Genomic DNA, 26,318 nt, shown 5'->3' with positions numbered 1-26,318 from the left:
ATGAACAAGGTTTTAATTAAGAATGCCAAAATAGTAAATGAAGGAGTAATTTTTGAGGGCGATGTTTTAATTGAAAATGACATAATTGTTGAAATATCAGAAAGCATTAGTGCTAAGTCCTCTGATTGCGTTATTGTTGACGCCGAAGGAAACTACCTAATGCCAGGTGCCATAGATGATCAGGTTCATTTTAGAGAGCCAGGCTTGACCCATAAAGGTGATATCGAGTCGGAATCGAGAGCCGCTGTTGCAGGCGGAATTACTTCGTTCATCGAACAGCCTAACACTGTACCTAACGCAGTTACTCAAGAAATCCTAGAAGAAAAATACCAATTAGCCGCTAATAACTCCTACGCGAATTATTCGTTTATGATGGGTGCGACTAATGACAATCTTGAGGAGGTACTTAAAACAAATCCTAAAAATGTTGCAGGAGTTAAGATATTCTTAGGTTCTTCGACAGGTAATATGTTGGTGGATAATGAAGCGGTATTAGAAAAAATATTTTCAAGTACGCCGTTATTAATTGCCGTACATTGTGAAGACGAAACGACTATTAAAAATAATTTAGCTAAATACACTGAAGAGTATGGTGAAGCAATTCCTGTAACGGCGCATCACTTAATTCGATCTGAGGAGGCTTGTTATATTTCATCATCAAAGGCAGTAGCCCTTGCTAAAAAAACCGGTGCTCGTTTGCATATATTTCATCTTTCCACAGCTAAGGAGATGAGTTTATTTACCAATAAAATTCCGTTAGAGAAAAAGCAAATCACAGCTGAGGTGTGTATCCATCATTTATGGTTTACTAATGACGATTATGCAACCAAAGGGAATTTGATTAAGTGGAATCCAGCGGTAAAAACAGCCAAAGATAGAGACGCATTGTGGGAAGCATTGCTAGATGGCCGAATTGATGTTGTTGCGACTGATCACGCTCCTCACACCTTAGAGGAAAAACTACAGCCTTATTCAAAAGCGCCATCAGGTGGGCCGTTAGTGCAGCATGCAGTTGTAGCAATGTTTGAAGCGCATCATCAAGGTAAAATAAGCGTAGAGAAAATTGTGGAGAAAATGTGCCACAATCCAGCTAAGATTTTTAAAATAGAAAAGCGTGGCTTTATCAAAGAAGGCTACTTCGCAGATTTAGTGATTGTAAATGCAGGCTTACCATGGAGCGTAAAAAAAGAAAATATTTTTGCTAAATGTGGTTGGTCTCCTTTTGAAGGCTTTACCTTTAAGTCCAGAATTACGCATACTTTTGTAAATGGTAAATTAGTGTATAATGCCTTTAAAGTTAAAAATATCCGTGCTGGAAAAAGACTGTTGTTTGATCGTTAAAAAATAGAGATGAAAAAGATACTATCGGTTATTGTGGTGTTCGTTTTATTGGTAAGTTGCAAAGAGGATGTGGTCGCAAAACCAGATCGGCTAATTGCCAAGGATAAGATGATTGACATCATGTACGATATTGCTGTTCTTGAAGGAATAAAATATCAAAATCCTACTTCACTCGATAGTAACCAAATCAATTCAGCTTCTTATATCTATAAAAAGTACAACATCGATAGTTTGCAGCTTGCGCAAAGTAATGTGTATTATGCCACCGACTATGTGGAGTATAAAAACATGTACGATACCTTAGTTAAAAGAATCGACCGAAAAAAAGCAGATCTTGACTCCATTATCCAAAAGGATAAGAAATTGAAAAGTAAAAGGGAGGCTATAAAAGCGAAAAAGGCGAAGGCAGCTCTTAAAAAAGATTCATTGGCAAAGATTAAAGTAGCGCCTATCAACGAAAATATAACAAAGGGAGTAATTCTTAAAACGAAATAAAGATTCTTTTAATTTCAACTGAAATTTTCTTGGATGTAGTGCCGTACATCGGTAAATTCAAAATCTAAGTCGGCTTTGATTTTATCATTCGAATAGGTATTCATTGCAATAGAAGCTACTGCAGCGGCTTGAGTGAATTTTCGTTTCCTTTTGAAAATACGCGCCATTACAGCATCTATTCTCCAAGCAATTTCGATCATGAAAGGAGTTGCGTGCTTTGTTGGTTTTTTTACTTTTAAGGCAGTGGCTACAGTATCAAAAAAGTCTTTGAAAGATATGTTTTCTGCAATTAGAGTGTAGCGTTTATTGGTAATAGAGCTGTTCATTAATTGATAAGCTATAGTAGCAACATCGGTAACAGCAATAAAACCAGTTGTGCCTAAAGTATAATACGGCATTCCATGGGCTACTTTTGTAATAAGTTCACCACTACCTTGGTCGGGAAATCCTGGACCTAATATAACTCCTGGATTTACAATAATTACATCTAATCCCTCTTGTTGGGCGCGCCACACTTCCATTTCAGCGCCATATTTAGAGATGGCATAGTCGCTATGTTGTTTTTCAGGATTCCATTCGGCTTCCTCATTAATAACTGTTTGGGAACCTATAACATCTCCTAGAGCGGCAATAGAACTTATATGACACAGTTTTTTGATTCCTTTTGCTAAAGCAAAATTGACAATATTAGCAGTTCCTTCAATATTGGTTTTTCGTAGGATATCCTCGTCTCGTGGGTCGAAAGAAATAAAAGCAGCACAATGGTAAACCATACTTATGCCTTCAAAAGCGATTTCTAAAGCCGGAATATCAAGAATATCGGCTTGTACCCATTCGATACGATCAAAAAGGCTTGCTTTATTGTAGCGGTCAAATAAGGATTTTGTTTTTTTTATAGAGGCCTGCGAGCGATAGGTAGCACGCAGCTGCGACTGAGCCGCGCTAGCCTGCGATACAATATGTAGCAATATGTGTGCGCCTACTAAACCTGTTCCTCCTGTTACTAAAATCATTGTGTAAAGATAATGAGTTTGTTGGGTTTTAAAACCTAGAAGATTGAGATTAATAGGAATAATTTAGTCCAAGTAAAACATAGCCGGGCATAATTTGAGTAATTGTCTCAGTGAAAAAAGCAGTGTCTAGATTGGTTTTAATTATTTTGCTGTTATTCAAGTTTAAAAGGTTGAAGCCATTGCACTTGATTTTAACTTTTTTATTTAAGTTGTATTCTAGATTTGTGTTTAAAAAATTAATAGTGTTAGTAGAGTAGTTGGAGTTTTGATAATTCCTATTGATTCCAAGATCCCATTTAAATTTATTTTCAATCTGTCCTTTTAGAAGGAATGAAAATTCAAATGAAGAGGTTACATTAGCAAATGAATTTATGGATTGCTCAAACGAGGATTTCCTGTAATTAAATCCTAAATCGAATTGCATTATTGTCTTTTTAAAATTGGATTGTAATGTAGTCGTTGTCGATAGTAGTTTTGTAATCAAAGTATTCTCAACAGCGTTTATTTGTGAATCACCCGAGGTGTGTCTATATAAAATTGTGTTTTTTAATGACAGTGGTATTTTTGAAAACTTTAGGTGATACAATGCTAACCCATTTATTAAGTTGTTTATATTAGCTAAAATAGGTTGAATAGTTATTGACGAAGGTTCATAATTTGTATTAGTAGTAAATACTTGAGTATTTGTGCTGTAGTTTATAGTTGTAAATAAAACACTCTGATTTCTGCTGTTGATGTTTTGATATTCTATAGAGAATTCATTGGAAGGGCTGATTTGATTGTAATTAATTAAACTATTTCCTTTTATAGTTTGAAAGTCAAGAATAGTGTTGTTGGATTTTAACTCGTCTATTATAGGTAATTTGTGATTGATGGTATAATTAAAGGATAGGTTGTTATAACTGCTAATTGCATACCCAATACGCAGCAATGGTTCTATTCTATAAAATGAAGACCGTTTAGGTTCTAATTGAACGTTGTTATAAGTTAATTTAGCTGCTAAAGTTGAGTTCCATTTATTGTTCCACTGTCTTTTCCATGAAGGGATTACCTCTACTTTTTGGGTTGTTAATTCTAAATTGTTAGTATAGGTTGAAAGTTGATCTACTTGTGAGTCAAAAATATTTTTATCATGCAGTAGATTTAACTTCACAGTGTATGTTCCTTTTTTAGAAGGTACTGAGAAAGTATTATTAATCGCGTAGGAACTATTTTTCTGTTTGATATTTTGATTCAATTGAGCACGGTTAGTATCAAAAAAACTGCTAGTTGTATTTAGCATTAGTGATTTGTCAATCGTACTAAATTTATTTACCAAACTAAAAGTGTACTTTATTTTTGAACCTAAGCTAGTAAGTGCTTGGAATTGGTGACCAAAATTCAAATTGTTATTTGCTGCTCGTGAATGAATGGTATTTAGAGATTGAATATCATTTTTTTCTTTATTTGAATCAGGTGTTAAACCCATTATGTAAGAGATAAATGTTTTTTTGCTTTTTTTATATTCTAATTTGAAATTAGTGTTACTTAAAAAATAATCGGCGTCCTTGTAATCACTAAAACTGAAGCTGTTATTTGCATCATTTAAATTCGTTTGGTTTTTATTTTGTGCCTGTATACTATTGGCATTATTCAAAATGGTACTAGCTGTAATTTTTAGTTTTGGATTCACTAAGTAGGTATAATTTGCAGCCATAAAACTGTTTTTTCGCGCTGTAAAATAGGAGTTAGAATTTAAAAATGTAGGGATTTCAAAGTTGCTAAAAGTACTTTCAGATGATTTAATAGTGCCAATGTTTTGCATGTCAATATAATCATCGATAGTTATGGGGTTTTTAGCTACTGTATTGTAATCAAGAATTACTGCAATATTTCCTTTTGAAGAAAATTTAAATAAATTGTTATGGAACAAGAGCGAGTTGTTCAAACCTACTTTAGATTCTAGATCTCCCATCCACTTATTTTTGTACCCTTCCTTCGTTTTTAGATTGAGGGCAGTACCATTTGAACCGCCACTATACTCTCCTGAAAAACCACTATAATTGGTCAATAAGTCAATGCCATCAATCAGATCTGCATCAATATTTTGCGTGGCCATTTGATGTTTATTGTTAAAAAATTCATTTCCATCTATTAGGATGTTGCCTATTTCCTTCCCTTTAAACGAGACTTTACCTGTTTGATCTACATCAAATCCGGGTAATTTTTTAATAATGTCCTCTACTTTCTTCTCTGTTCCGTCTACAATTGCTTTTAAATTGTAGGTTATCGTGTCCGTTTTAATTTTCATTATTTTGGGACGGCTTTTTATGACAACATCGTCGAGTTTGTTTATTTTGTCGCTTAAAGTAACAGTGATAGTCTGGGATTTGTCAACGACTATATTAGTGATACTTGTTTCATATCCTAATTTGTTTATTGTCAATATAAAATCCCCATCAGGGAGGAGTAGGTTTAATGTTCCAGAGGCATCAGTAGTGCCGGAATTGATTTGCTTATTATCTTGAGAAACGATTACTATAGCTCGCTGTATTGGATTGGTATTATTATCTTTTACTTCTAGGGTAATTTTATTTTGTGAAAAGAGTAAAAACGGAAAAAATAATAATGCAAGAATTTTTATATTCACTAGTCTATTATTTGAAGAAATTTTTAATTGCAGGTTGGTCAAATTCAATTTTTGTAGCAACTGCCGAGCGGTTTTCGGCAGTGTATTCAAGTACTACACCTTTAATAAAAGGTATTTTTTCGGGTGAACCGATTCCTTTTATTTCGGTTGTATACCATATTGTGACTGGTTTATTTTTTAAAACACCTTTTGCTTCTGAGCAATTATATCCAAGTATTTCTTTCTGTCTAGAAGTTTTTTTCCAATTAATAGCTGGTAACTTCTCACGTATTAATTTTTTATCGACATAAGTTGCTATCGAATTTTGTTTACTATTTTTCAGGTATTTTTTTGCGGGTATAGTAATTTGAACAGACGGGATTTCATAATATTTTGTCGCGCTCGTTACTATTTTCTCTGATTGTTTGTTGTCTATTATTATCGCTTTTGTTTCATAATAAACAAATTCCTTTTCTATACTCATGTAACTTAGGAACTGAGTACTTCGAATACGTCTTAATGCATGATTTTGGACTTTTTCGGGAGATTTGCTTTTTATTTGTGAAATAGTGGGATTAACAGCGTTAGAAAATGTGATTTTCACATTTGATTGTGCACTAAGAAATCCACAACAAAGTATCGAGAAAAATAAATTTTTTATTGCAGTCATATCATTTAATTATAAGGCTAGTTGTTTTGACATTTTTGCCTTTTTCATCTACGTATTCTTTTGGTTTTAATGATTCGGCTTTTAGCTTTAGGTATTCTTCGTTTGAGATAACTGGTATTTTTGGGTCAAGTGGTTCAATATTTATCTTGGAAGCAATAAATTCAATTTTTGTAGCGTAGACTACGCGGTATTTATTTTCATATCGTAAAATAAGTCCCGGAATATTAGTTGTTTCAAAAGGACCATCTGCGATAGCAATTTCTTTGGCATACCAATATTTAATGGTGTCGTTAGATTTTTTACTAATGTAGTAAGCCAAATTACAATCGTAATCATCTATTTTTTTTGTAGCTGTTGGTTCAAATTCATAGATAGTCTTGTCAAAAGGATTTTGCTTGTAATAGTTTTTCTGGTTTAATTCTATCTTGTTGGTGGTTGTATTCGTATTGAAATCTTTGTAAACCCAAGTTTCTGCTAGTTTTATTGTTTCTCCAAAGTTCTTTTCATTTGGTTTGTTTTCTTGCGTACTTGGAAAATTTAGTTCTTCAGTTTTACTAACAATTAGAGATGTATCACCGTTGTTGATCAAGTGCAAAGTTGTTGGTGTAGTCAATAGTTTTTTGGTTTTTTCTCTAAGTTCTTCTGGGAATTTATCCCAATAATTTTCGGGATAAATATTTTGCTGCTCATAGGTTACTTTAATACTAACTTGTGCGTTCACAAAGGCATGACTGCCAAATATTAAAAATGCTATTATTATTTTTATTCTCATATTACTGATTATTTAAAAGTATCTGGGCCATAGGCGCAGATACTTTTGATTTTCTTACTATTATTTACCAACAAATAAGATAGTAGGTAAATGTTCGCTCAAGAGTGCTACTTAATTATGATCTTGATTTGCTAATACATTTCAGCCTTTTATTTTCTGAATAAAATATGTCCTGTACTTCGGTCATTACTTAGTTATACGCATTATTGTAAAATGATAGAAAAACTAATGCTTTCTCTATTAGGAGTTGTTTTCTTTTGATTAATCCTTACAAATATGAAAAAAAAAAAAAAGAATTATAGCGAATCGAATATTTAATTAACAAAAATTTAATAAGTTATGGATTATTCATAAAAAATTAATATGCTGGTAATGATGTTTTTAACACAAAGTATATTATTGATCCTCCCTGTGTCAGTAAAGTTCTTCTCGATTTAGCCTAGTTTTTATGTTTTAATAATTCCTACATTATTAAAAGGAATGTTTGTTTTTGCAAAATGGTATTATTATTAGGAATTTGTCTTTAATACAATCTTTATGTTTAAACGTTGTCCTATTAATTTTAGGTTTGTAGCTCGAGCTTATGACTGTATTTTTTTGAATATAGTACTAAACAAATATCCTAATCCACATTATATTTTATATTTGCATAAAATTATATGTACTAGAATGAAAAATATTATAACTGAATTACAATGGCGCGGATTAGTTCACGACATTATGCCTGGAACCGAAGAACAACTTTTAAAAGAAATGACCGCTACTTATATTGGTTTTGATCCTACATCTGATTCTTTACATATTGGTAGTTTAGTTCCTATTATTCTTTTGGTACATTTAAAAAACTTTGGACACAAACCTATTGCTTTAGTAGGCGGTGCCACGGGTATGATTGGTGATCCTTCAGGAAAATCAGATGAAAGAAACCTACTAGACGAAGCTACGCTAAATCATAATGTAGAAGGAATAAAAGGGGTATTATCCCGCTTTTTAGATTTTAACGCTACCGAAGCTAATGGAGCGGTGCTGGTAAATAATTACGACTGGATGAAGGAGCTTTCTTTTATCAATTTTGCTCGTGATGTAGGTAAACGCATCACAGTAAATTATATGATGGCTAAGGATTCTGTTAAGAAAAGATTGTCTGGCGAAGGCGAAGGAATGTCCTTTACGGAGTTCACCTACCAGTTAATTCAAGGGTATGACTTCTATCATTTGCATAAAGAATACAATTGCTTGCTTCAAATGGGTGGTTCAGACCAATGGGGAAATATTACCACTGGAACGGAATTAGTACGCCGTATGAATGTTGGTGAAGAAGCTAAGGCTTATGCCATGACTTGCCCTTTGATTACAAAGGCTGATGGTTCTAAGTTTGGTAAATCAGAAGGCGGTAATGTATGGTTAACAGCCGATAAAACCTCGGTTTATAAATTTTACCAATTTTGGTTGAACACAACAGATGTTGACGCGGAGAAATACATTAAAATTTTCACCTTTTTAGATCAAGAAACGATTGAAAGCTTAATTGAAAGCCATAAAGAAGCGCCGCATCAAAGAGCACTACAACGCAAATTAGCCGAAGAATTAACTGTTTTTGTACATTCTAAAGAAGAATTAGAAAAAGCCATTAAAGCGTCTAATATTTTGTTTGGAAATGCAACGGCTGATGATTTAAAAGAATTGGATGAAGCTACTTTTCTAGAAGTTTTTGACGGTGTTCCGCAAGCCGAAATAGCAAGAGCCGATATCCTAGCAGGAATCGAAATAATCTCGGTTCTGAACGAAAAAACAGGATTCTTTAAGTCTAATGGAGAGGCAAGAAGAGCATTAACAGCTAATTCAATTGCTGTAAATAAAGAAAAAGTAAAAGAAGATTTTGTCCTTTCGGAAAAAGATTTAATCAACAACCAATTTGTGCTTTTACAAAGCGGTAAGAAAAATTATTTTGTAGTTCGAATTGTGTAATAGGTTCTATTAAGAATAGAATATCCCAATACTGTGAAAAAGTGTTGGGATTTTTTTTGTTTAAAAAGGAACTTATTCTTTTAAATTGATCTCAACTTTATTCGATTGAAACCAGCCTCTTAGTATAGTTGTGTTCGCTTCAATTTTAAGTTTATCCTCAGGAAGTAATCGAGTATACAGTTCGTCCTTTAGTAAAATCACAACAAGGTCCATGTAGTGCGACGTTTTTTCGTCAAGGTAGTATTCGTTTTCATAATGGGTAACGTATCGGTTTTTATCCCAGTTGAAGGTTACGGCATACGACCTACTTTCGTGAGGTTGAAAAGTTAATATGCTGTTCAATATGTTTTTACTAGTTGTCTCCCGGTTTCCTTTTTGTTTTTTAAGGAGATAGGCTTCTAAATTACCTTTATTATCTCTGAGTTCTTGCTGCATTTTGTCGATAAATTCTTTATTCTTTTTGTCGTTGGTTAGAGGACTCGATATACTCTCAGCGTCAATGCGAATAGTATCTTGGTACAAACGGTAGGAAGGCATCCATGCCAATGCACTAGATACATTTGATCGAATTGCATTAGGGTTGAGAATAAAAGAAATTGGCGCTGCGGTTTTATTTTTTATTCGATAATGAATAGTAAAAACGCGGGAATTAGCACTTGGGTCTTTGGATTGAATAGAGTCTAAAACAAGTTCTATTTCTTCAGCTTGCGCTTGAAGACAAAAAGAAAATAAGAATAAAGCAATGCTTAAAAGGCGTACATTCATTTCTAAAGTACCATTAAATTGCATCCGCGAATATCTGAATTGTCAAAACGACCCAGAATTTCGAAAGAGTTATTGGTGATTTTTTTTCCTAAATCCTGAGTAGCAATAAAAGAGCAGGAGTTGAGGTTAGCGAGATCAATTACGTTAATACCGCCAGTTTTACCATGCGGAATATATGTTAACGCATCTTCAGTATCGCGTACTAGGATTTGCATCCAAGTAGGGCACTCAAACACACCTTGTCCAAGCGAGTAGGCTTGCGATAGCAACTCCGTCATTCCGTATTCAGAATGGATTGCAGACACTCCAAATCCAGCGCAGAGCTGTTGGTGTAACTCTTCGCGAATCATCTCTTTTCGTTTGCCCTTCATTCCGCCTGTTTCCATGATAATGGTGTTTTGTAGTTGGAATTGGTGCTTTTCGATTACATCAAGTAAAGCATAAGTTACTCCAATTAAAATCACATTTTGTCCAGCGGCATCCAGTGCGGTAAGGTTTTTTATTAATTCATCATGATTGTGTAAATAGAAGCCGCTTTCAGGACGATTGGAGCTTTTAATCAAATCCTCGACCATATAAATTAATGAAGATCCTTCTCTTTCTAGGTAAGAAGGCAATAAGGCCAGTACTACATAGTCTTCGATGTTTCCATAAAACTGTGAGAAACCTTTTTGGTAACTTTCTTCATAAAGTGAAGTATCGGTAACAAGGTGTTTACTCGTAATCATTCCGGTGGTTCCGCTGCTGGTAAATGTCTGTTGTATAGCATTGGTATTAGAAACGACTTCATGACTTTTAAAAAACTGAATAGGCAAAAACGGAATCTGAGCTATTGATTTGACTTTGGAGACATTCGTTTGAAGTAAATCGCAAAATTCCTTATACACTAAGTTGTTTTCGTATTGAAAACGAAATGTTTTAAGGGCAATTTTTTCAAATTGTTTTTGATTCGAAATGGTAAATATATCAGTAGCTGTAATCAAAACTATTTTTTAGGGCAAAGGTATAAATTTAGTAAGATAATAAGATTTTTTAGCGTCAAAGATATCGGGAACAAAAAAGCTCCATTGGTTACAATGGAGCTTTTAAAATTGATATGATTGTTTACTTATCTTACTATTAATTTTCGAGTAGCAGTTGCGTTATCTTCATTTATTTTAATGATATAAACACCTGGAATAAGATTTGAAATGTTTAATTCTCGCGTACTTAGCATGGTTTGAAGTACTTTTTTACCTAAAAGATCAAATATAATAACTTCTTTGTCGGAATCATTTTTGGTAGAAATATATACTTTACCGTTACTCACGGGGTTTGGGTACATACTTAAGCCCTCAATAATAGCGGACTCTTGTTGTTTAGTTGCGGGCTTAGCGTCCTGAGCCTGAAGATTCAAGGAAAATAAAAGCGCCAGTAAAATTGTAATATAAAAGTAATTTTTTTTCATTGACATTGTTTGGTTTCGTAAATATAAGAAATTAAATTCAAATAGTGTACCAAAAAAAAATGCCTTTCGGTTTGAAAGGCATTTTTAAGCTATAAATTATAATATTAAAGTGCGAATCCTGCAGACCAACCGGCTGCCCATGCTGGCATTCCAGCTCCGTTTCCAGCTCCAGTATTGGTAACTGTTGTGTAAAAAGAAGCATTAATTGTTGCGCTAGCTCCAGCAGTAGTTTTCCCTTTTGTAAGTGTTGGAACATCAGACCCAACAGTTAGTCCGTTTACTTTTAAAGCGGTTCCTACAAAGGCTAAAGTTTCGTCATTTTCGATATCAAAACCAGTTGCCCATCCTTGAATGAAAACATTATTGAAAATACCTTTAGTACCACGTCTTAGTTTCATGGCTTGGTTTTCAGCAAATGCAGTTGTATTTGCAGTACTTCCAGGTCCTACTAGTGTCAAGTTTGTAATAGTTGGATTTGCAATTGGAGTAAATCCAAAACCACCTTCAAAGTTATCTGCTTCAATTCCTCTATTTCCTTTTCCGAAGTCTAATCGTCCGTACCATTCTGTGTTTGTTCCAGACCATCCTTCAGTCCAGTCAAATTGATCATCTTCGTTACCTATAGAGATAATGTGATCTGTATTAACTGTTCCTCCAAAGAATTCAACACCGTCATCTGAACCGTGTAATAATTCTACGTAACTAATAGTTGTTCCTGAACCTACACCAAAAAGTGAAAGTCCGTTGAACTCTTTATCAGCATTAAAAAGGGCTCCTGCAAATTCAATACGCAAGTATTTAATAGAACCTGAATTGTCATTTGATACGGTTCCTCCATAGGTTAATCCACCTACTTCAGATTGAGCAGTACTAGCACCGCCTGAGATACGGTTGATAGGCGCTTTTCCACATATTACTAATCCACCCCAGTCACCACCGTTTTTAGTTGCTTGACCACTTGTCATAACTACTGGCTTAGTTGCAGTTCCATTTACATTGATTTTTCCACCTTGGGCGATAGCAATGTAAGAAGCTGTTCCACCTGTACCTTGTATAACAGTTCCTGCAGGAATGGTTAAAGTTGCACCATTATTTACTTGAAGTTTTCCAGTAAGTTTATACGTTTTAGTTGCATCAAGAGTGATTTCGCCACTGTTAATTTCACCTTGAAAATCATTTGGATTTGCGACAAAGTTTGGATTTGTTGGGTCAATTGTTATGTCGTTAGATGAACAACTTGTCATTAGGGCGGCCGTAACAGCCATCAGACTAAATAATTTTACAGTTAATTTTTTCATGGTTTTTTGATATTTTTTAATCATTTTGTTGATACAAAGATGGGATAAACCTTTTCTTTTTGTGTTATCTAAAGATGAACCTTGTTTTAAAAAACGGCTACTTTTATGTTAAGTAAATGTTTCTAAGATAATGCCTAAAGCACAGCTGTGATTATAAAGAGAATAGGGAATAACAGTACGCTATTCCCTATAATTTATTTTGTTGTTTTAGAATTAAAACTGGTAATTAACACTTAAACTTAAGGTAACTCCTTTTTTGTAAGTCAATAAGTTCACATCTCCAGTTGCGTTTTCTTGCACTTGATTAATGGTTGGATTTAAAAGGTTTTTTGCAATAAAGTTAAATCCTATTTTTTTATTCAACTGTAACTTGGCAATGTAATCTAGGGTACCAAAAGCTTTGTCAATAATGTCTCCTCTGGTTTGTGTTCCTAAAGCAAATACACGATCTGAGAAGTAACTGTAAGCCAATGTTGAGGTTAGGTTGCTGTTTTTGTCATTCCACTCATTAAAGAAACTTAGATCGGCATTTAGTAAAAGGTCTGATGCTCCAGTAAATTTTCCTTTTTTATTGGTAAAGTCAGCTTCAAATTCAGTTTCTCTTTTTACTTTATCAGCATTTAGTTCTTGGTTAGAGTACAAGTATGATATGTTGACTCCCGTTGTTAGTTTTTTAGAATTTTCAGCATCAATAGCAAAAATATTTTTCCTGTATTCTAATTCTGCTCCAGTAACATAACCATAATCCCCTGTGTTTACGAACGAGATATCATTAGTAGAGGAGTTAATCGTAATTTCGTTCATTGGATTTAAAATGTACTTACCAAAAGCGGTAACCGAAATCAACTCATCACTTTTAGGAAACATTTCCCATTTTATGTCAAGGTTATAATCATCAGAAGCGTACAAGTCTTTGTTTCCAAATTTCACAGTAGTAATGTCTTCATATAAAAAAGGCGCTTTTTCTTTAAACTGTGGTAAAGTATAGGTCTTGCTTAATCCAAAACGTAAATTTTGATTTTCTGATAATTCATATTTGGCAACAATACTTGGTAAAAATGCGGTTTTGTCCAATTGGTTTTTGTCTCCGCGTGGTTCTAACTGCGTATTCCAAATAATTTTTTGAGTAATCTTTTCTCCTCTCAAACTAACAACTGCTGTTAATTTTTTGAATTTATATTCTGTATTAACAAAAGCCGCATTGATGTATTGGTCACCGCCATATACCTGAGGGTCTAATGCGTTAGAAAGCGATGCATCTCCTCTAAAAGTAATCGTCTTGAAGAAATTATTATCTAAATTAGCTTGGTTAAAAAACAAATCAAGATTGTTTGGGTCAACTATGTCTGATAAATGGGCGTTATCAAGTCTAAAGTTAAATTGAGTAGCCTTGAACGCTCTACTTTTTATTCTTCCGCTATATCCTGCTGTTAATTTTCCTTGAAAGTCACCCTCTTCATTCTTGTTGAATTTGTAGTCATAACTTAAGTTAGTAGCTGCTTCATCTTCCTTTAAGTTTTGGAAATACCGGTTGTTATTACCTGCACTTCGAGATAAAAGGGTATAGCCTCCTGCAACTTTATTCAGTGTGTTCGTCGTTCTATCAGGGATGTCACTGTTTACGATGTTGTAAGATAGGCCCCAATTGAATTTTGAACGGTCATTCAAAGTGTGTTCTCCTAACAATTGATTTACCCATAAATCATTTTTAACGTATTCATTTCTTCTGATAAAACCGTTACCGTCATCGCCACCATCTACAAAATAACCACTGTATTCTTTTTTGGAAAGTGAAGTAGTGTTGATGTATAGCGTATTAAAGTTAATCTTATTGTTGGTGTTGATTTTGTAGCCTAAATTAAACATACCAGTAGCATTGGTGTTGTAGCTTTCATCAGTATACAGATTAAAATCTTTGTTTTTTACACCTGCTCCTGTTACTGAACCTCTTGCTGATCCGTTGCTTTTAGAATTGAATTCATTATCAAATGAAGCAGTAGCAAATAAGCTAATTTTTCCTTCGGCACCTACATCAAAAGATTTTCCAGCCGATACGTTAAAGGAGGCGGCAATTGGGTTTTTATTTTCCAATTGATTTGTTTTAAAATTGTACTCGATCAATGGGTTATTGGGAATTGAACGGTTTGTAAATCCTGAATTCCCAAAACCTTTTAGCAAACTAAAATTGTCAACTGCTAAAGCGTTTGTGTTTACTTTTGATCCTAATTGAATCTTCAAGAACCCTTGACCTTTATAGTCTTTAGAGATGATATCAACATTTCCTCCAGCAAAATCACCGTAGAATTTTCCGTTAAATACCTTGTCGATAGAGATGTACTCAACAATGTCAGTTGAAAAGATATCAAGATTCATGTTTTTCTTTTCGGGATCATTAGAAGGAATGGGTAAGCCGTTCATGGTTGTAGAGTTGTAACGATCTCCAAGACCTCTCACAAAGATATTTCCTGAACCTTCTTGCTTTGTGATTCCTGTAGTTTTGGTAACCGCCGTTGCTACGTCACTTACTCCTTTACGGGCTAATTCTTGGGTTCCAATGCTTTGTTTGATGTCTACTGCATTTTTTTGTTCCAATAATAAAGCCGATTCTTTTTGTTTATTAGAGGTTGTTTTGATAATTACATCATCTAATTTATAACTAGATGAGCCTAAAGCTTTGCTCAATGTAATTGTTTGACCGTTTACTACAGTAACAGGAACTTCGATTGTTTCGTATCCTATAAAACTAAACTGAATGGTATAGCTACCTGCTGGAACCGAAAGCGTGTATTTACCGTCAATATCCGTTGTAGCGTTTATAACTGTTCCTTTTAAATTTACATTCGCAAAAGGAAGCGTTTCGTTGTTTGAATCTTTATCTGTCAATATTCCAGTTATCGTTCCTTTGCTTTGAGCAAATGAAAGTGTACTGATAAAAAGTGTCAAAATAAATAATTTAAGTTTCATGTGTGTTTAAATTTTTTGCAAAGTAAAGGTGATATTGTTAAACAGAAGTTATCGAGAGGTTATCATTGCGTGTATTTAATATTATGAAAATGTTATGAAATTAAATTATGGTAAATACGTTATTTTAACAATTCATTTATTGCTACATTTACAATTGCAAACGTAAATTTGCTTCTTATGAAAAAGAAAAACACAAAGATTTTACTAGTAGATGATGAGCCGGATATTTTAGAAATTGTTGGCTACAACTTGACGCAAGAAGGGTATCAAATTTTCACTGCTACTAATGGTAAAGAGGCGATTGCCAAAGCCAAAAAAGAGATTCCTGACTTAATCATTATGGATGTAATGATGCCAGAAATGGATGGAATGGAAGCTTGTGAAAACATTAGAAAAATCCCAGAACTTAATAATGTATTGATTACGTTTTTAACAGCAAGAAGCGAAGATTACTCTCAGGTTGCTGGTTTTGATGCAGGCGCTGACGATTATATCACCAAACCAATAAAACCAAAATTATTGGTAAGTAAAGTCAAAGCATTACTGCGAAGACTGAAGGAGAAGGAACACAATAGCGAAACTTTGAATGTAGGCGGTATTGAGATTAATCGCGAAGAGTATAAAATTGTAAAAGACGATATAGAAATTGCATTGCCTAGAAAAGAATTCGAGCTGTTTTATTTGTTAGCTTCAAAACCTGGAAAGGTTTTTAAACGGGATGAGATATTAGATAAAGTTTGGGGTAATGAAGTAGTTGTTGGAGGTCGTACAATTGACGTACATATTAGAAAACTTCGAGAAAAAATAGGCGAGGACCTTTTTAAAACGATAAAAGGAGTAGGCTACAAATTTGAAGTTTAATTAGAATTTAAATGGCAGTACGGTATTTTAATAGTAATATCGGCAGTCTCTTGCGTTATCATACATATAAATGAAAATCAATTTTAAAAAAACATATAAGTTCGCAGTAAAATCGTCTTTGTACATTAGTGTTTTTTCTACCGCTTTTGTAGTATTGCTTTTAATGTCCTTGTTTCATTACACTTTTAAAAGTTTACTGTTTTTTGAAATTATTTTCTTAGTTGGAATCTATGCTTTTTCCTTCTTGGTGCTTCAATACCGTGTCGAACGGTTTATTTACCGTCGGGTAAAAAAAATCTATGACGACGTTTCTCTTCTAGAATCAAGTTCGCTTCTAAATCAACCCATAACCACAGATATGGAAACGCTGACCAGAGAAGTGAAGAAATTTGCTACTGATAAAAAGCTAGAAATTGAGATGCTACAAGTGCGTGAGGAATACCGTAGGGAATTTCTAGGGAATGTTTCTCATGAGTTAAAAACCCCTTTATTTACGGTTCAAGGATACATTTCTACTCTACTGGACGGTGCGATGGAAGACAAAACTATCCGTAAAAAATACCTAAAACGGGCAGAGAAAGGAGTGGAGCGACTTATTTATATCGTAGAGGATTTAGATATGATCACTAAATTAGAATCGGGTGATTTAAATTTAGAGTACACCAATTTTGATATTGTTGAATTGATCCAAAATGTGTTCGATTTGCTAGAAATGAAAGCGGATAAAAAGAAAATTACTTTGGCATTCGAAAACAGCCCTGTTCATCCTAACTACGTTAGAGGTGATAAAGATAGGATTCAGCAAATTGTTGAAAATCTATTGGTGAATTCTATCAAGTACGGCCGCGAAAAAGGGTTAACGGAGGTTGCTGTTATCAACTTGACCAAAGAGAAAGTTTTAGTCCGTATTAGTGATAATGGGGAAGGAATTGAACAACAAAATATTCCGCGTCTTTTTGAGCGTTTTTATCGCGTCAATAAGAGTGGTTCGCGTTCAGAGGGTGGCTCTGGATTGGGTCTTGCAATCGTAAAACATATTATCGAAGCGCATAAAGAAAAAATCTACGTCGAAAGCGAATTTGGAATCGGCTCTGAGTTTTCATTTACCATAGAAAAAGCGGTAAAAGTAGATAAGGTGATTGCATGATAAATGGTTGGTTTTTAAATATTTAAAAATTAGTTTAAAATAGATTTCACTCTTTATTCGAATAGTTCAAATAGTTCCTTCCAGTTTATGCTGGTTTTTTGACTAGTTATCGTTTTGTAATTAACGGTTCTATTGAGGTCAGAGATGGTAAATTCCTCTTGCAATGAGAAAGGTGCTATGCCTTCTTTTTGTAGTTTTTCAGCAAGATAAAGCTGTTCGTATTGTCCTGGAGTTGGTATAAAAAAAGCTTTTTTCTCCAATTGTGCTAAGTCCATTATGGTTGTATAACCGGAGCGGCACAGTACTAATGCACTTTCATTAAATGCTAGCTCTAGCTGTTTGCTATTCATGTAATTGTAATACGTAATCTTGCCTAGTTGCTCTTTTTTCTGTTCTTTTTCGACAATTCCTCGTATGAATATCACGTTGTCAGGGTAATTATCTAGTTCGGTTTTTAATCGTTCTTCCAGCAAAGTTCGTTGTGGCTCTGGCCCCGAAAGAATAATCATCAAGTCATACGCAATGTTAGCTTCTTTTTTGTGCATGCGGCTCAAAGGCCCAATGTATTTTAAATTTAATTTCTTTGTCTTACTATGACTTAATTCGCCTGCTAAATTGGGCGTTCCTTCAAAGTCTGGAATCCAGCAGCTATCAAATTTATTGATGATGTATTGGTGCATTTTGCTTGTGAGCCAAGTGGTGTTACCTGTCATAACATTCAACTGATGCGTGATAAAAACAGAAGGCACTTTTTTACTAATGACACCAAGTCTGTTGTCAGAAATGATGCCATCAATATCGTGATCGACAATCCACTGCTGTACCATTTTTTTCTCTCTTACGATAGCGCGGATCATTTTAGGCAAACTTTTTAAAAGCTTCCATTTAAAATGCTTGCCATTTTTAGCATATTCAATTTGGTATGAAGGCAAAGCTAATGCTTTGATATACGGAAACTCTTTTCGAAGTAAGTCTAATGCGATTCCATCTGAGGCGATGATGGGAATATAATTGTTTTCTTGTAAAGCTCTTATTATAGGAATGCATCGAGTTGCGTGACCAAGTCCCCAATTCAAGGGAGCTATTAAAATATTTTTGGGGCTTTGGTTCGAATTCATTGTTTTATCTACCGTTTGAATAAGCAAGATACATAAAGTGTTTTCAGCTACTTAAAGATCGATATTATCAAACTATTAACTTATTTAAAAGTAGGCTCTAAGTTGAATGTTTCCGGTGTGAATCGTTTGCGATAATTCACTTTTTCGACCCTGATAATTGAGGTTGATGTCCATGAATTGGGTGATGTTTTTTTGCAAAAGTAATCTCCATGTTAAATTTTGCCCTTGCTGCAGTCCTTCGAGCATTTGAAAGCCTACTGAGGAAAACGGATCGCCATTAAATTTGTTTTGATAAAAAGAGATTTCTCCATTTACCGTTATTTTTTTCTCCCCTGCATAGGAAAAGGAGGTGCCAAATCTGTTTTGAGATAGTGTTTCAGCGCTCCCTGTTTTGTTTTCTTTGTTTTGTAGTTCATAAAACAAATCCCAGCTTGTACTTTTTGAAAATAAGTAACTAATCTTTGGCGCGATTTGATAACCTGAGATTGCATAATTTTTTTCGGGGTAATTTTCAGAGCTAATGGCGGTTTGAATCGTTTTAGTCAAAAAACCAAAAAGCCAACTTTTTTGATACAAATGCGCGTATTGCAATTGATGCGAATTGTTTTTAGATTCTTGCGAACCTACCGATAGTAAGCTTTTTACTTGGTTTTGAATGTAAGTGTAGGTTACCGAATGGGATTGTTTGCCGCGGTTGTAAAACAGACTGTTTCTAAAACTTGAGGTTAGTCCTAAAACATCAGTTTGCGAGGGACTAAACGGATTCAGTTCAAAATTACTTCCGTCGTTCTTGGTTTTTCTATCGATTAAGTAAGCGGTTTGATTGTAGAAATAAGATAACAACTTTCTTAATCCGATTTCATTTTGCCATTGAACAGGATTTAAAATGATCGATTGCGAAAATTTAGTTTGATGTGTTTTTACAAAAATCCGATTGGGCAAAAATACCCTAATGTATTTCGCTTGATCAATAAATGGAGCTACTTCAAATTCTTGCAATTCTTGAATACCATTGTTGTTGTAGTCATTCCAAGTATACACACCTTGGCCTATTGGCACTTCTAGATAGGTGAATTCTTGCTGCGCAATTGATCCTGAATTGGTTTCGTAAGCACTGTTACTTTGTACCAATTGATTAAAAAAGCGGTCATTATATAGTATTCTTGAGTTGAAGGAGGGTTCTTTTCTTTTAGTACTGTTTTCAAAATCCAATACCCTGTAATTGGCATAGACCGATAGATCACTTTTGTCTGTTTGTATTAACTTTGATTTTAAATAAAAGGTTTGCGATTGGTTTACCCTTTGTAGTTGCCCGTTTTGGATACTGTCATTTGTACGTTTTAATAGTCCTACTTCCATATACACTCGCGTGCTGTCTCCACGCCCAATTGCGAGCCCATATTCCGAAAATCGTTGGCTTATATCCAGCAATTGGTTGGTGCTTTTACTTTTTTTCTGATTGTCCTCTATTCTTTGACTTGTGCTAATCCAGTTGCTGTTAAAATTATATTTTACTTGCGCTTGGTTTCTAATAAAAGTCGAACTAGCGACTGGATCACTGCTGTTTAAGTAACTACCTTGATTAGCGACAGTCCAATTTTTAGTGGTGAACTTACCGTTTATGACATGTCGGTTTCCTGAAAAGGAATCAGTAAAATCTAATTTCTCAAATTGATAGGCTATGAGTCCGCGGTTTGTATTAGTTGACTTGGGATTCATTTGTAAAACTAGTCCTGTTGTCAATAAACTTTGATTTCCGGTTACTATCGTATTTAAATTCCAATCCCGGTCAAATTCAATATTAAAAATCCGTTCGACAGATCTGAAGGACTGCTGGATAAATTGATAGTTAGTGATGGCGTCTAGGTTCCAACTTTTGGTAAACAAGCGTTGTTTTGCATTTAATTTTGCACTAACACCGGTATTGTTGGCGTCATCAAGTGTCGAAAACAAGTTTTTGTCGTTGTTACTTGCCGCGATTTCTAGGTCAACCACCGTTTTATCTGTGGAGGCATACTTACCCATAAAAGTGGCGATTTGAATTTTATCAGGAGCAATGAGTTGGATAATGGGAGCGAAACTTCCTTGCGGAATTCCATTTATTGGAGGAACATACTCATAGATTCGTGTAATACTGTTTTCGTTTTTAATCCTGTAATCTCCCTTGTTAGTGCCTACCGCGGTGAAACGAACATTGAACAATTCAGCTTGCGGATTATTAGTGTATTCAAAAAAGGTAATTCCGTTGAGTTGCACTTTTTGATACAAGATTTTATTATCAGAATAACTGTCGCTAAAAGCAGAAGGTGCTATCATTAAACTAGTGTCGTCACCAGCATTCGCTAAGATTAAAGCTTGATCAGTCGAAAGATTTTGCTGAAGCGGTTGGTTTTTGATATCATTTTCCGAATAAACGTAACTGCCAAATTTCCATTTTTTATTCTCATGAGTTACGCCTGCATAGGTTACAAACCGACTGTAATTGCGATCAGTGTATTGATATTCAATTGCAATTCGCATTTCGGATGTTATAGTAAAAAGTGGTGTAAATACAATTTCGCCTGCATTGTAGTCAATCGTGTAGTCGTTGTTTTCGCCTCTTTTTAATAAAATACCGTTAACGTAAACTCGTTCTGAGCCCGAGATTACAAGAACATACAACTCACCATTTTGACCTTTTAATTTATAAGGACCTTGATTGCCTTCGACTCCTGTAAAACTACTTTTCGCATATTGTCCGCGCACTAAGGCTGCCGAGGTAAAAACATTCGTTTTATTGTCAGTTGTTCCAAAATCGAATGAGGTGCTAATACCTTGCACTTTTTTGCTGAAGTTGAGGAATTTGGAGTTTCGGTTTTCTAAAAATAGATCACCGCCGCGAATGTTCCAGCGATCACTAAATAGTTCCATGAAAATATTGTCAAACTGATCTAATTTTTGCGAATAACCTCCATCTTGAAGCGGAATATTACTATCCTGTAAAGAAGCCCGAATGCTAACCTTATCCGATAGTTTTCCTGTGATTTGAAGATCGAGATTGGAATTTAAAACACTGTTTTGATTGTTTCCTACCGTCACTCCACGGGTAATGCTACCAGAGGTACTTAAACCGTCAAAAGGGACGTTTTTTTCGGCAGATTTAGTCTCTATTTTATAAATTCGATCTGTATTAATGTCACTACTTACCACGGTAATGTTGTCATTACGGTATACTTTCGTTAAAATATCTGGAAACTTTAAGTAATTAACAGTTAAGGAATCAGTGGTTGTAAATAAATTGGAATCGAGGATGAGATAGCCTTTTTCGAAGTTAATTTGGTATAAATTTTCGGCAAGAGCAGCGCCTTTACTATTGAGAATTTTAAAAAAAGAGTTATTTAAACTTTCTTTTTCTAGATGGATAGTGTCTGCACTGACTTTTATTTTTTTGGTCTTGTATAGCGTGTTATTTTCCTGGGCATGAAGCCCAGAAAAATAAAATAGCAACGCTAATAGCAATACTTTTTTCAACATACAAAGGATAACGTCTAGATGTCAAAAGTAGTGTATTCTAAAGAATTATACTGAAAAGGTGCGTGTGGCTTTGAGAACTAATTTTAATTTTCTAGCGTCACGATTTGCATCGTTTCGGTACTTATTTGTTTTAAAAGAACATTCTTTCCTTCTTCAACCGTTTGTGCTGCAGCATCTGTAAAATGGCGTATTGTGTACAACGTTACATTTTCGCTAAAATCAACCTTGAATTTCTTTGATAAAATGGCATTTAAATCTGTGAAATTATCAAACTTGTCTTCCACACAAACAGAAAAACTAATTGCCGAATTTTGAATTAAATTTACCTTTAATTTGAATTGGTGAAACAAAGCAAAAATCTCGCTTATGTTTTCTTCCATTATAAAAGAGAAGTCAATCGATGATAACGAAATCAAAAGTTGGTTTCTTTTTACAATAAAACAAGGCATAAAAGGCTCTAGAGCTACTCCTTTAGAAACACTGGTACCTTTTAACAACGGATTGATAAATGATTTTACATACAAAGGAATTTCCTTTTTCTGCAAAGGTTGTAACGTTTTTGGGTGGATAACAGTGGCGCCATAAAAAGCTAATTCGATGGCTTCACGATATGAAATCTGGTTCAATAAACTTGCGTTTTCAAAATATCTTGGATCGGCATTCATAACCCCTGGTACGTCTTTCCATATTGTAACACTTTCGGCATTTAAGCAGTATGCAAAAATGGCAGCAGTATAATCCGATCCTTCACGACCTAAGGTTGTTGTGAAATTATTATAGTCAGATCCTAAAAATCCTTGAGTAACATTAAGCATTTTTCGTTTGACATTTTTAGCAATATTTTGCTGTGTCAATTCCCAATTTACTTCAGCATCTCTGTAGTTAGAGTTGGTTTTAATGAAGTTTCTAACATCAAGCCACTGTGTTTGGATTCCGCGGTAATCCATATAATGACTTAAAATAGTTGTCGAAATTAACTCACCATAACTTACGACTTGATCGTAAACAAAGTTGTAGTTAGGAGATTTGTTGTGTGCCAGGAAATACTCTAAATCTGCAAACTGAGCTTTCACTGCAGTAAAAACAGCATGATTTTCGTCCTCGAAAAGATCCATCAAAATTTGATTGTGGTATTTTTTTATCTCTTGTACTGATGATTGTAAGGCTGCTGAATTATCAAAGTAATCTTTAATAACTACTTCGAGCGCATTGGTTGTTTTACCCATGGCTGAAACAACAAGCAGCACATCCTCATATCCTACTTTTTCTAAAACGTCGTACACGTTTTTAATTCCTGCGGCATCTTTTACTGATGCACCTCCAAATTTGAATACTCTCATATCTATCTAACAAAAATTGTAATTCTATTTTAATTTATTAGCAACAAAGTCGGCAATACCTGCTTCGTCCATTTGTACAACATACCAATCTCTGAGTACCTTAGCACCTGATTTTTCATAAAAGTCAATGGCAGGTGTATTCCAGTCAAGGACATTCCATTCTACCCTACGCACTTGGTCTTTTTTACCTTGCTTTATGATTTCAGAGTACAACGCATAGCCCAATCCTGTGCCACGCATACTTTCTTTTACGACCAAGTCCTCTAAGTGAATCGTTTTGCCTTTCCAAGTCGAAAAACGGTAGTAATACAATGCAATTCCAACAATTTCCTTATTGTAGGGGCTATTTTCTGAATCTATTTCAGCAACAAAAACATTAAATAATGGTTTGGGTCCAAAACCATCGCGAACCAAGTCTTCTACAGTAACTAAAACCGCATCAGGTTCTTTCTCAAAAATCGCTAATTCTTGTATCAGACCTAAAACAGCACCCATGTCCTCCGGTTGTCCCTTACGAATATTCATTTTTTCCTTTTTTAACAATTGATAACTTAAATTAAAGATTTTACATAAAATAAAACCTTTTTTAGGAACAAATATACAATAGTGATAAACTAAGTAAATTTTATTGAAACCAATTTCACAAAAAACACGATATTTGTGACTTCAAACTAACTAAACTACAACGATATCGGAATGGAAGAACGCAACAAAACCCTTGGGGAATTTATTATTGAAAACCAAAATGCCTTTCAATACTCGTCAGGAGAATTATCTAGAATCATCAACTCGATACGATTAGCAGCCAAAGTTGTGAACTACAAAGTGAATAAAGCTGGGCTAGTTGATATTGTAGGGGCAGCAGGTGAGCAAAACATACAAGGGGAAGACCAACAAAAATTAGATGTTTATGCTAATGAGGTTTTTATCCAAACGTTAATCAATCGAGAAATTGTATGCGGAATTGCTTCTGAAGAAAATGATGAATTCATTACAGTTGAAGGTAGCGACAACAGCCACAATAATAAATATGTTGTTTTAATGGATCCGCTTGATGGCTCCTCAAATATTGATGTAAATGTATCTGTAGGAACTATTTTTTCAGTGTATAGAAGGATTACCCCAATTGGAACGCCAGTAACGATTGAAGATTTTTTACAACCGGGTATTAATCAAGTAGCTGCTGGATATGTTATTTATGGAACTTCTACCATGATCGTGTATACGACTGGTCATGGAGTGAATGGGTTTACTTTGAACCCTGCTATTGGAACATTTTATTTATCGCATCCTGATATGCAGTTTTCAAAAGACGGAAATATTTACTCTATTAACGAGGGTAACTATGTTCACTTTCCGCAAGGCGTAAAAAATTATATAAAGTATTGCCAATCCGAAGAAGGAGATCGACCATACACTTCTCGATATATAGGAAGTCTAGTGTCGGATATTCATAGAAACATGATTAAAGGTGGAATTTACATTTACCCTACAAGCTCAAAGGCGCCCAAAGGTAAATTGAGATTATTGTATGAATGTAATCCAATGGCTTTTATTGTAGAGCAAGCTGGTGGTAAAGCTTCAGATGGTTTTGGTAGAATTATGGAAATTGAACCTAAAGAACTGCACGAAAGAGTACCGTTTTTCTGCGGAAGCTATAATATGGTTGAAAAGGCTGAAGCATTCATGCTTGAAGCAAAACTAAGTAAATACTAGTATCTGCGACTTAGATAAAATAAAAAAAGCTTCCTAATTTTTACACTAGGAAGCTTTTTGTTATTATGAATTTAATTTCTCAACTTTTTCAATTTCTTCAAGAAAAGTATCAAGGTCTGCTTTTTTATCTGCTAATTCAAGTGCTTTGGTAACCACAGCATGAACATTTTCAGGTGTGAAACCAATTCCTAAACTTAGTTTGTGCAACATCACTTCTTGATTATCTCCTAAATGATGATCAATATTTACCATTCTGGCCAAGTCATATAAACGCTCAATTCTTTGTGCATTTAAATAAGGAGGGTTGATTGGATATTTGGTTGGGTTCTCTAAAATTTCTTCGTATTCCGCAGCCGAGATCTCAAGTCTAATTGCTAGTTTGTCTAAAAAAGCGCGCTCTTCGGGTGCAAAAACTCCGTCTGCAAGTGCTAATCTAACAATAGAAGAGAAATGACCTTTGTTTCTTTGTTTGAATTCGCTATCAAATAAATCTGAAAATGACATAGTTATTGTTTTTATTTTATCTCGCAAAGATAATTCAATTTTTAAATTTATAATTTTAATTTTCTTTTTATTTAGTTCGATATTTTAGGATCGATTTTTTAAAGCAGGATTTAAGGCGAGTACTACAGCATTTTCAAAATTAATCGTAAGTTTACAAACCAATTATCAACTAATTTTTGTACCCATGTCAGAGTTTTGGATTTACTTTCAAATAGGATTAAAACACGTTTTAGATATTTACGCTTACGATCATGTTTTGTTTTTAATTGCGTTGTCAATTCCGTTTTCGTTTAAAGATTGGAAGCGTATTGTGCTTTTAGTGTCCCTTTTTACAATTGGTCATACGGTAGCGTTAGTTCTATCTGTTTTTGGAATTATTGCAGTAAAAGTAAATGTGGTAGAGTTGTTGATACCAATAACAATACTACTTACGGCTCTTTTTAACTTGTTTACGGCAGGTAAGTCAAGTAAAAAAGAGAGTATAAACTTGGTGTTTTTTATCACTTTGTTTTTTGGAATTATCCATGGATTAGGCTTTTCTAACTACTTTAAAACCATACTAGGAGGATCACCATCATCTAAGCTATTGCCTTTAGGGGAGTTTGCTTTAGGGATTGAGGCAGCACAAATAGTTGTGGTATTCGTAGTATTAGTATTGTCCTACATTGTGCAAACGGTCTTTAGGTTTTCTAAAAGAGATTGGACTTTAGTAATGTCGGCGTTTATAATAGGAGTAGTGATACCATTAATAATAGCAAGTGAAATTTGGGGAAGATAA

Annotated in this window: 21 protein-coding genes; 7 read left to right on the top strand and 14 right to left on the bottom strand. The window is 34.4% G+C overall.

Annotation, left to right across the window (positions count from 1 at the left end):
* Together ACZ2G0_RS02185 and ACZ2G0_RS02180 are read left to right on the top strand one after the other, a co-directional pair.
* A complete protein-coding gene (locus ACZ2G0_RS02185; protein WP_470308803.1) occupies nucleotides 1–1,341 on the top strand; it encodes a dihydroorotase in 1,341 nt (446 codons plus the stop codon).
* Nucleotides 1,342–1,350: 9 nt separating this feature from the next.
* Nucleotides 1,351–1,836, top strand: a complete 486-nt coding sequence (locus tag ACZ2G0_RS02180; RefSeq protein ID WP_470308802.1) for a DUF4296 domain-containing protein — start codon at nucleotides 1,351–1,353, stop codon at nucleotides 1,834–1,836.
* A gap of 14 nt (nucleotides 1,837–1,850) precedes the next feature.
* Here ACZ2G0_RS02180 and ACZ2G0_RS02175 read toward each other — a convergent pair whose 3' ends face one another.
* Genes ACZ2G0_RS02175 through ACZ2G0_RS02160 form a run of 4 tightly spaced genes read right to left on the bottom strand, consistent with a single transcriptional unit; the run spans nucleotide 1,851 to nucleotide 6,899 of the window.
* Nucleotides 1,851–2,849, bottom strand: a complete 999-nt coding sequence (locus tag ACZ2G0_RS02175) for an NAD-dependent epimerase/dehydratase family protein (protein WP_470308801.1) — start codon at nucleotides 2,847–2,849, stop codon at nucleotides 1,851–1,853.
* A gap of 49 nt (nucleotides 2,850–2,898) precedes the next feature.
* On the bottom strand, nucleotides 2,899–5,478 hold the full coding sequence (locus ACZ2G0_RS02170) for a TonB-dependent receptor (protein WP_470308800.1): 2,580 nt from the start codon (nucleotides 5,476–5,478) through the stop codon (nucleotides 2,899–2,901).
* Nucleotides 5,479–5,485: 7 nt separating this feature from the next.
* The gene (locus tag ACZ2G0_RS02165) at nucleotides 5,486–6,127 is read right to left on the bottom strand and encodes a GLPGLI family protein (RefSeq protein WP_470308799.1); all 642 of its coding nucleotides are present in this window, start codon (nucleotides 6,125–6,127) and stop codon (nucleotides 5,486–5,488) included.
* A gap of 1 nt (nucleotide 6,128) precedes the next feature.
* Nucleotides 6,129–6,899, bottom strand: a complete 771-nt coding sequence (locus ACZ2G0_RS02160) for a GLPGLI family protein (RefSeq protein ID WP_470308798.1) — start codon at nucleotides 6,897–6,899, stop codon at nucleotides 6,129–6,131.
* Nucleotides 6,900–7,568: 669 nt separating this feature from the next.
* Here ACZ2G0_RS02160 and tyrS point away from each other — a divergent pair.
* The gene (tyrS, locus tag ACZ2G0_RS02155) at nucleotides 7,569–8,867 is read left to right on the top strand and encodes a tyrosine--tRNA ligase (RefSeq protein WP_470308797.1); all 1,299 of its coding nucleotides are present in this window, start codon (nucleotides 7,569–7,571) and stop codon (nucleotides 8,865–8,867) included.
* 72 nt (nucleotides 8,868–8,939) lie between these two features.
* On the opposite strand, the gene ACZ2G0_RS02150 is transcribed toward tyrS, so the two are convergent.
* From ACZ2G0_RS02150 to ACZ2G0_RS02130, 5 genes are all read right to left on the bottom strand, one after another.
* Nucleotides 8,940–9,656, bottom strand: a complete 717-nt coding sequence (locus ACZ2G0_RS02150) for a hypothetical protein (protein ID WP_470308796.1) — start codon at nucleotides 9,654–9,656, stop codon at nucleotides 8,940–8,942.
* Entirely contained in the window at nucleotides 9,635–10,615 is a 981-nt protein-coding gene (locus tag ACZ2G0_RS02145) for a LuxE/PaaK family acyltransferase (protein ID WP_470308795.1), read from the bottom strand. Before ACZ2G0_RS02145 ends, ACZ2G0_RS02150 begins: the two co-directional genes overlap by 22 nt.
* A gap of 125 nt (nucleotides 10,616–10,740) precedes the next feature.
* Nucleotides 10,741–11,079: a T9SS type A sorting domain-containing protein gene (locus tag ACZ2G0_RS02140; RefSeq protein WP_470308794.1), complete on the bottom strand. Its 339-nt coding sequence runs from the start codon at nucleotides 11,077–11,079 to the stop codon at nucleotides 10,741–10,743.
* A gap of 104 nt (nucleotides 11,080–11,183) precedes the next feature.
* Nucleotides 11,184–12,377, bottom strand: coding sequence for a hypothetical protein (locus tag ACZ2G0_RS02135; protein ID WP_470308793.1), 1,194 nt, complete (start codon nucleotides 12,375–12,377; stop codon nucleotides 11,184–11,186).
* Nucleotides 12,378–12,590: 213 nt separating this feature from the next.
* Nucleotides 12,591–15,341, bottom strand: coding sequence for a TonB-dependent receptor (locus tag ACZ2G0_RS02130; RefSeq protein WP_470308792.1), 2,751 nt, complete (start codon nucleotides 15,339–15,341; stop codon nucleotides 12,591–12,593).
* 177 nt (nucleotides 15,342–15,518) lie between these two features.
* Between ACZ2G0_RS02130 and ACZ2G0_RS02125 the strand changes: the two genes are divergently transcribed.
* Both ACZ2G0_RS02125 and ACZ2G0_RS02120 read left to right on the top strand, forming a co-directional pair.
* Nucleotides 15,519–16,202, top strand: a complete 684-nt coding sequence (locus tag ACZ2G0_RS02125; protein WP_470308791.1) for a response regulator transcription factor — start codon at nucleotides 15,519–15,521, stop codon at nucleotides 16,200–16,202.
* Between the two features lie 70 nt (nucleotides 16,203–16,272).
* A complete protein-coding gene (locus tag ACZ2G0_RS02120; protein WP_470308790.1) occupies nucleotides 16,273–17,349 on the top strand; it encodes a sensor histidine kinase in 1,077 nt (358 codons plus the stop codon).
* A gap of 53 nt (nucleotides 17,350–17,402) precedes the next feature.
* On the opposite strand, the gene ACZ2G0_RS02115 is transcribed toward ACZ2G0_RS02120, so the two are convergent.
* The 4 genes from ACZ2G0_RS02115 to ACZ2G0_RS02100 all read right to left on the bottom strand — a co-directional run bounded on the left by ACZ2G0_RS02115 (nucleotide 17,403) and on the right by ACZ2G0_RS02100 (nucleotide 23,845).
* Nucleotides 17,403–18,467, bottom strand: a complete 1,065-nt coding sequence (locus ACZ2G0_RS02115) for a glycosyltransferase (protein ID WP_470308789.1) — start codon at nucleotides 18,465–18,467, stop codon at nucleotides 17,403–17,405.
* Between the two features lie 84 nt (nucleotides 18,468–18,551).
* Entirely contained in the window at nucleotides 18,552–21,980 is a 3,429-nt protein-coding gene (locus ACZ2G0_RS02110) for a hypothetical protein (protein WP_470308788.1), read from the bottom strand.
* Between the two features lie 83 nt (nucleotides 21,981–22,063).
* Nucleotides 22,064–23,320 carry an aspartate kinase gene (locus ACZ2G0_RS02105; protein ID WP_470308787.1) on the bottom strand — a complete coding sequence of 419 codons (1,257 nt, stop codon included), beginning with the start codon at nucleotides 23,318–23,320 and terminating at the stop codon, nucleotides 22,064–22,066.
* 24 nt (nucleotides 23,321–23,344) lie between these two features.
* Nucleotides 23,345–23,845: a GNAT family N-acetyltransferase gene (locus tag ACZ2G0_RS02100; protein ID WP_470308786.1), complete on the bottom strand. Its 501-nt coding sequence runs from the start codon at nucleotides 23,843–23,845 to the stop codon at nucleotides 23,345–23,347.
* A 171-nt stretch (nucleotides 23,846–24,016) separates the two neighbouring features.
* Between ACZ2G0_RS02100 and fbp the strand changes: the two genes are divergently transcribed.
* Nucleotides 24,017–25,036 carry a class 1 fructose-bisphosphatase gene (gene fbp / locus ACZ2G0_RS02095; protein WP_300284963.1) on the top strand — a complete coding sequence of 340 codons (1,020 nt, stop codon included), beginning with the start codon at nucleotides 24,017–24,019 and terminating at the stop codon, nucleotides 25,034–25,036.
* A gap of 63 nt (nucleotides 25,037–25,099) precedes the next feature.
* On the opposite strand, the gene ACZ2G0_RS02090 is transcribed toward fbp, so the two are convergent.
* On the bottom strand, nucleotides 25,100–25,540 hold the full coding sequence (locus ACZ2G0_RS02090; RefSeq protein ID WP_300284966.1) for a tellurite resistance TerB family protein: 441 nt from the start codon (nucleotides 25,538–25,540) through the stop codon (nucleotides 25,100–25,102).
* Between the two features lie 184 nt (nucleotides 25,541–25,724).
* Here ACZ2G0_RS02090 and ACZ2G0_RS02085 point away from each other — a divergent pair, with 184 nt between their 5' ends.
* Nucleotides 25,725–26,318 carry a HupE/UreJ family protein gene (locus ACZ2G0_RS02085; RefSeq protein ID WP_470308785.1) on the top strand — a complete coding sequence of 198 codons (594 nt, stop codon included), beginning with the start codon at nucleotides 25,725–25,727 and terminating at the stop codon, nucleotides 26,316–26,318.

Source organism: Flavobacterium sp. KKT103 (genome assembly GCF_055640565.1).
The sequence above is the reverse complement of the archived record's forward strand: the minus strand, read 5'-3'. Positions and strand labels throughout refer to the sequence as shown.

Bases quoted from the DNA above. Each gene is read 5' to 3' on its own strand.
- ACZ2G0_RS02140 (WP_470308794.1), bottom strand. From the start codon at position 11,079: ATGAAAAAAAATTACTTTTATATTACAATTTTACTGGCGCTTTTATTT.
- tyrS (WP_470308797.1), top strand. From the start codon at position 7,569: ATGAAAAATATTATAACTGAATTACAATGGCGCGGATTAGTTCACGAC.
- ACZ2G0_RS02110 (WP_470308788.1), bottom strand. From the start codon at position 21,980: ATGTTGAAAAAAGTATTGCTATTAGCGTTGCTATTTTATTTTTCTGGG.
- ACZ2G0_RS02180 (WP_470308802.1), top strand. From the start codon at position 1,351: ATGAAAAAGATACTATCGGTTATTGTGGTGTTCGTTTTATTGGTAAGT.
- ACZ2G0_RS02125 (WP_470308791.1), top strand. From the start codon at position 15,519: ATGAAAAAGAAAAACACAAAGATTTTACTAGTAGATGATGAGCCGGAT.
- ACZ2G0_RS02130 (WP_470308792.1), bottom strand. From the start codon at position 15,341: ATGAAACTTAAATTATTTATTTTGACACTTTTTATCAGTACACTTTCA.
- ACZ2G0_RS02135 (WP_470308793.1), bottom strand. From the start codon at position 12,377: ATGAAAAAATTAACTGTAAAATTATTTAGTCTGATGGCTGTTACGGCC.
- ACZ2G0_RS02100 (WP_470308786.1), bottom strand. From the start codon at position 23,845: ATGAATATTCGTAAGGGACAACCGGAGGACATGGGTGCTGTTTTAGGT.
- ACZ2G0_RS02160 (WP_470308798.1), bottom strand. From the start codon at position 6,899: ATGAGAATAAAAATAATAATAGCATTTTTAATATTTGGCAGTCATGCC.
- ACZ2G0_RS02175 (WP_470308801.1), bottom strand. From the start codon at position 2,849: ATGATTTTAGTAACAGGAGGAACAGGTTTAGTAGGCGCACACATATTG.
- ACZ2G0_RS02120 (WP_470308790.1), top strand. From the start codon at position 16,273: ATGAAAATCAATTTTAAAAAAACATATAAGTTCGCAGTAAAATCGTCT.
- ACZ2G0_RS02105 (WP_470308787.1), bottom strand. From the start codon at position 23,320: ATGAGAGTATTCAAATTTGGAGGTGCATCAGTAAAAGATGCCGCAGGA.
- ACZ2G0_RS02115 (WP_470308789.1), bottom strand. From the start codon at position 18,467: ATGAATTCGAACCAAAGCCCCAAAAATATTTTAATAGCTCCCTTGAAT.
- ACZ2G0_RS02085 (WP_470308785.1), top strand. From the start codon at position 25,725: ATGTCAGAGTTTTGGATTTACTTTCAAATAGGATTAAAACACGTTTTA.
- ACZ2G0_RS02185 (WP_470308803.1), top strand. From the start codon at position 1: ATGAACAAGGTTTTAATTAAGAATGCCAAAATAGTAAATGAAGGAGTA.
- ACZ2G0_RS02150 (WP_470308796.1), bottom strand. From the start codon at position 9,656: ATGCAATTTAATGGTACTTTAGAAATGAATGTACGCCTTTTAAGCATT.
- ACZ2G0_RS02165 (WP_470308799.1), bottom strand. From the start codon at position 6,127: ATGACTGCAATAAAAAATTTATTTTTCTCGATACTTTGTTGTGGATTT.
- ACZ2G0_RS02090 (WP_300284966.1), bottom strand. From the start codon at position 25,540: ATGTCATTTTCAGATTTATTTGATAGCGAATTCAAACAAAGAAACAAA.
- fbp (WP_300284963.1), top strand. From the start codon at position 24,017: ATGGAAGAACGCAACAAAACCCTTGGGGAATTTATTATTGAAAACCAA.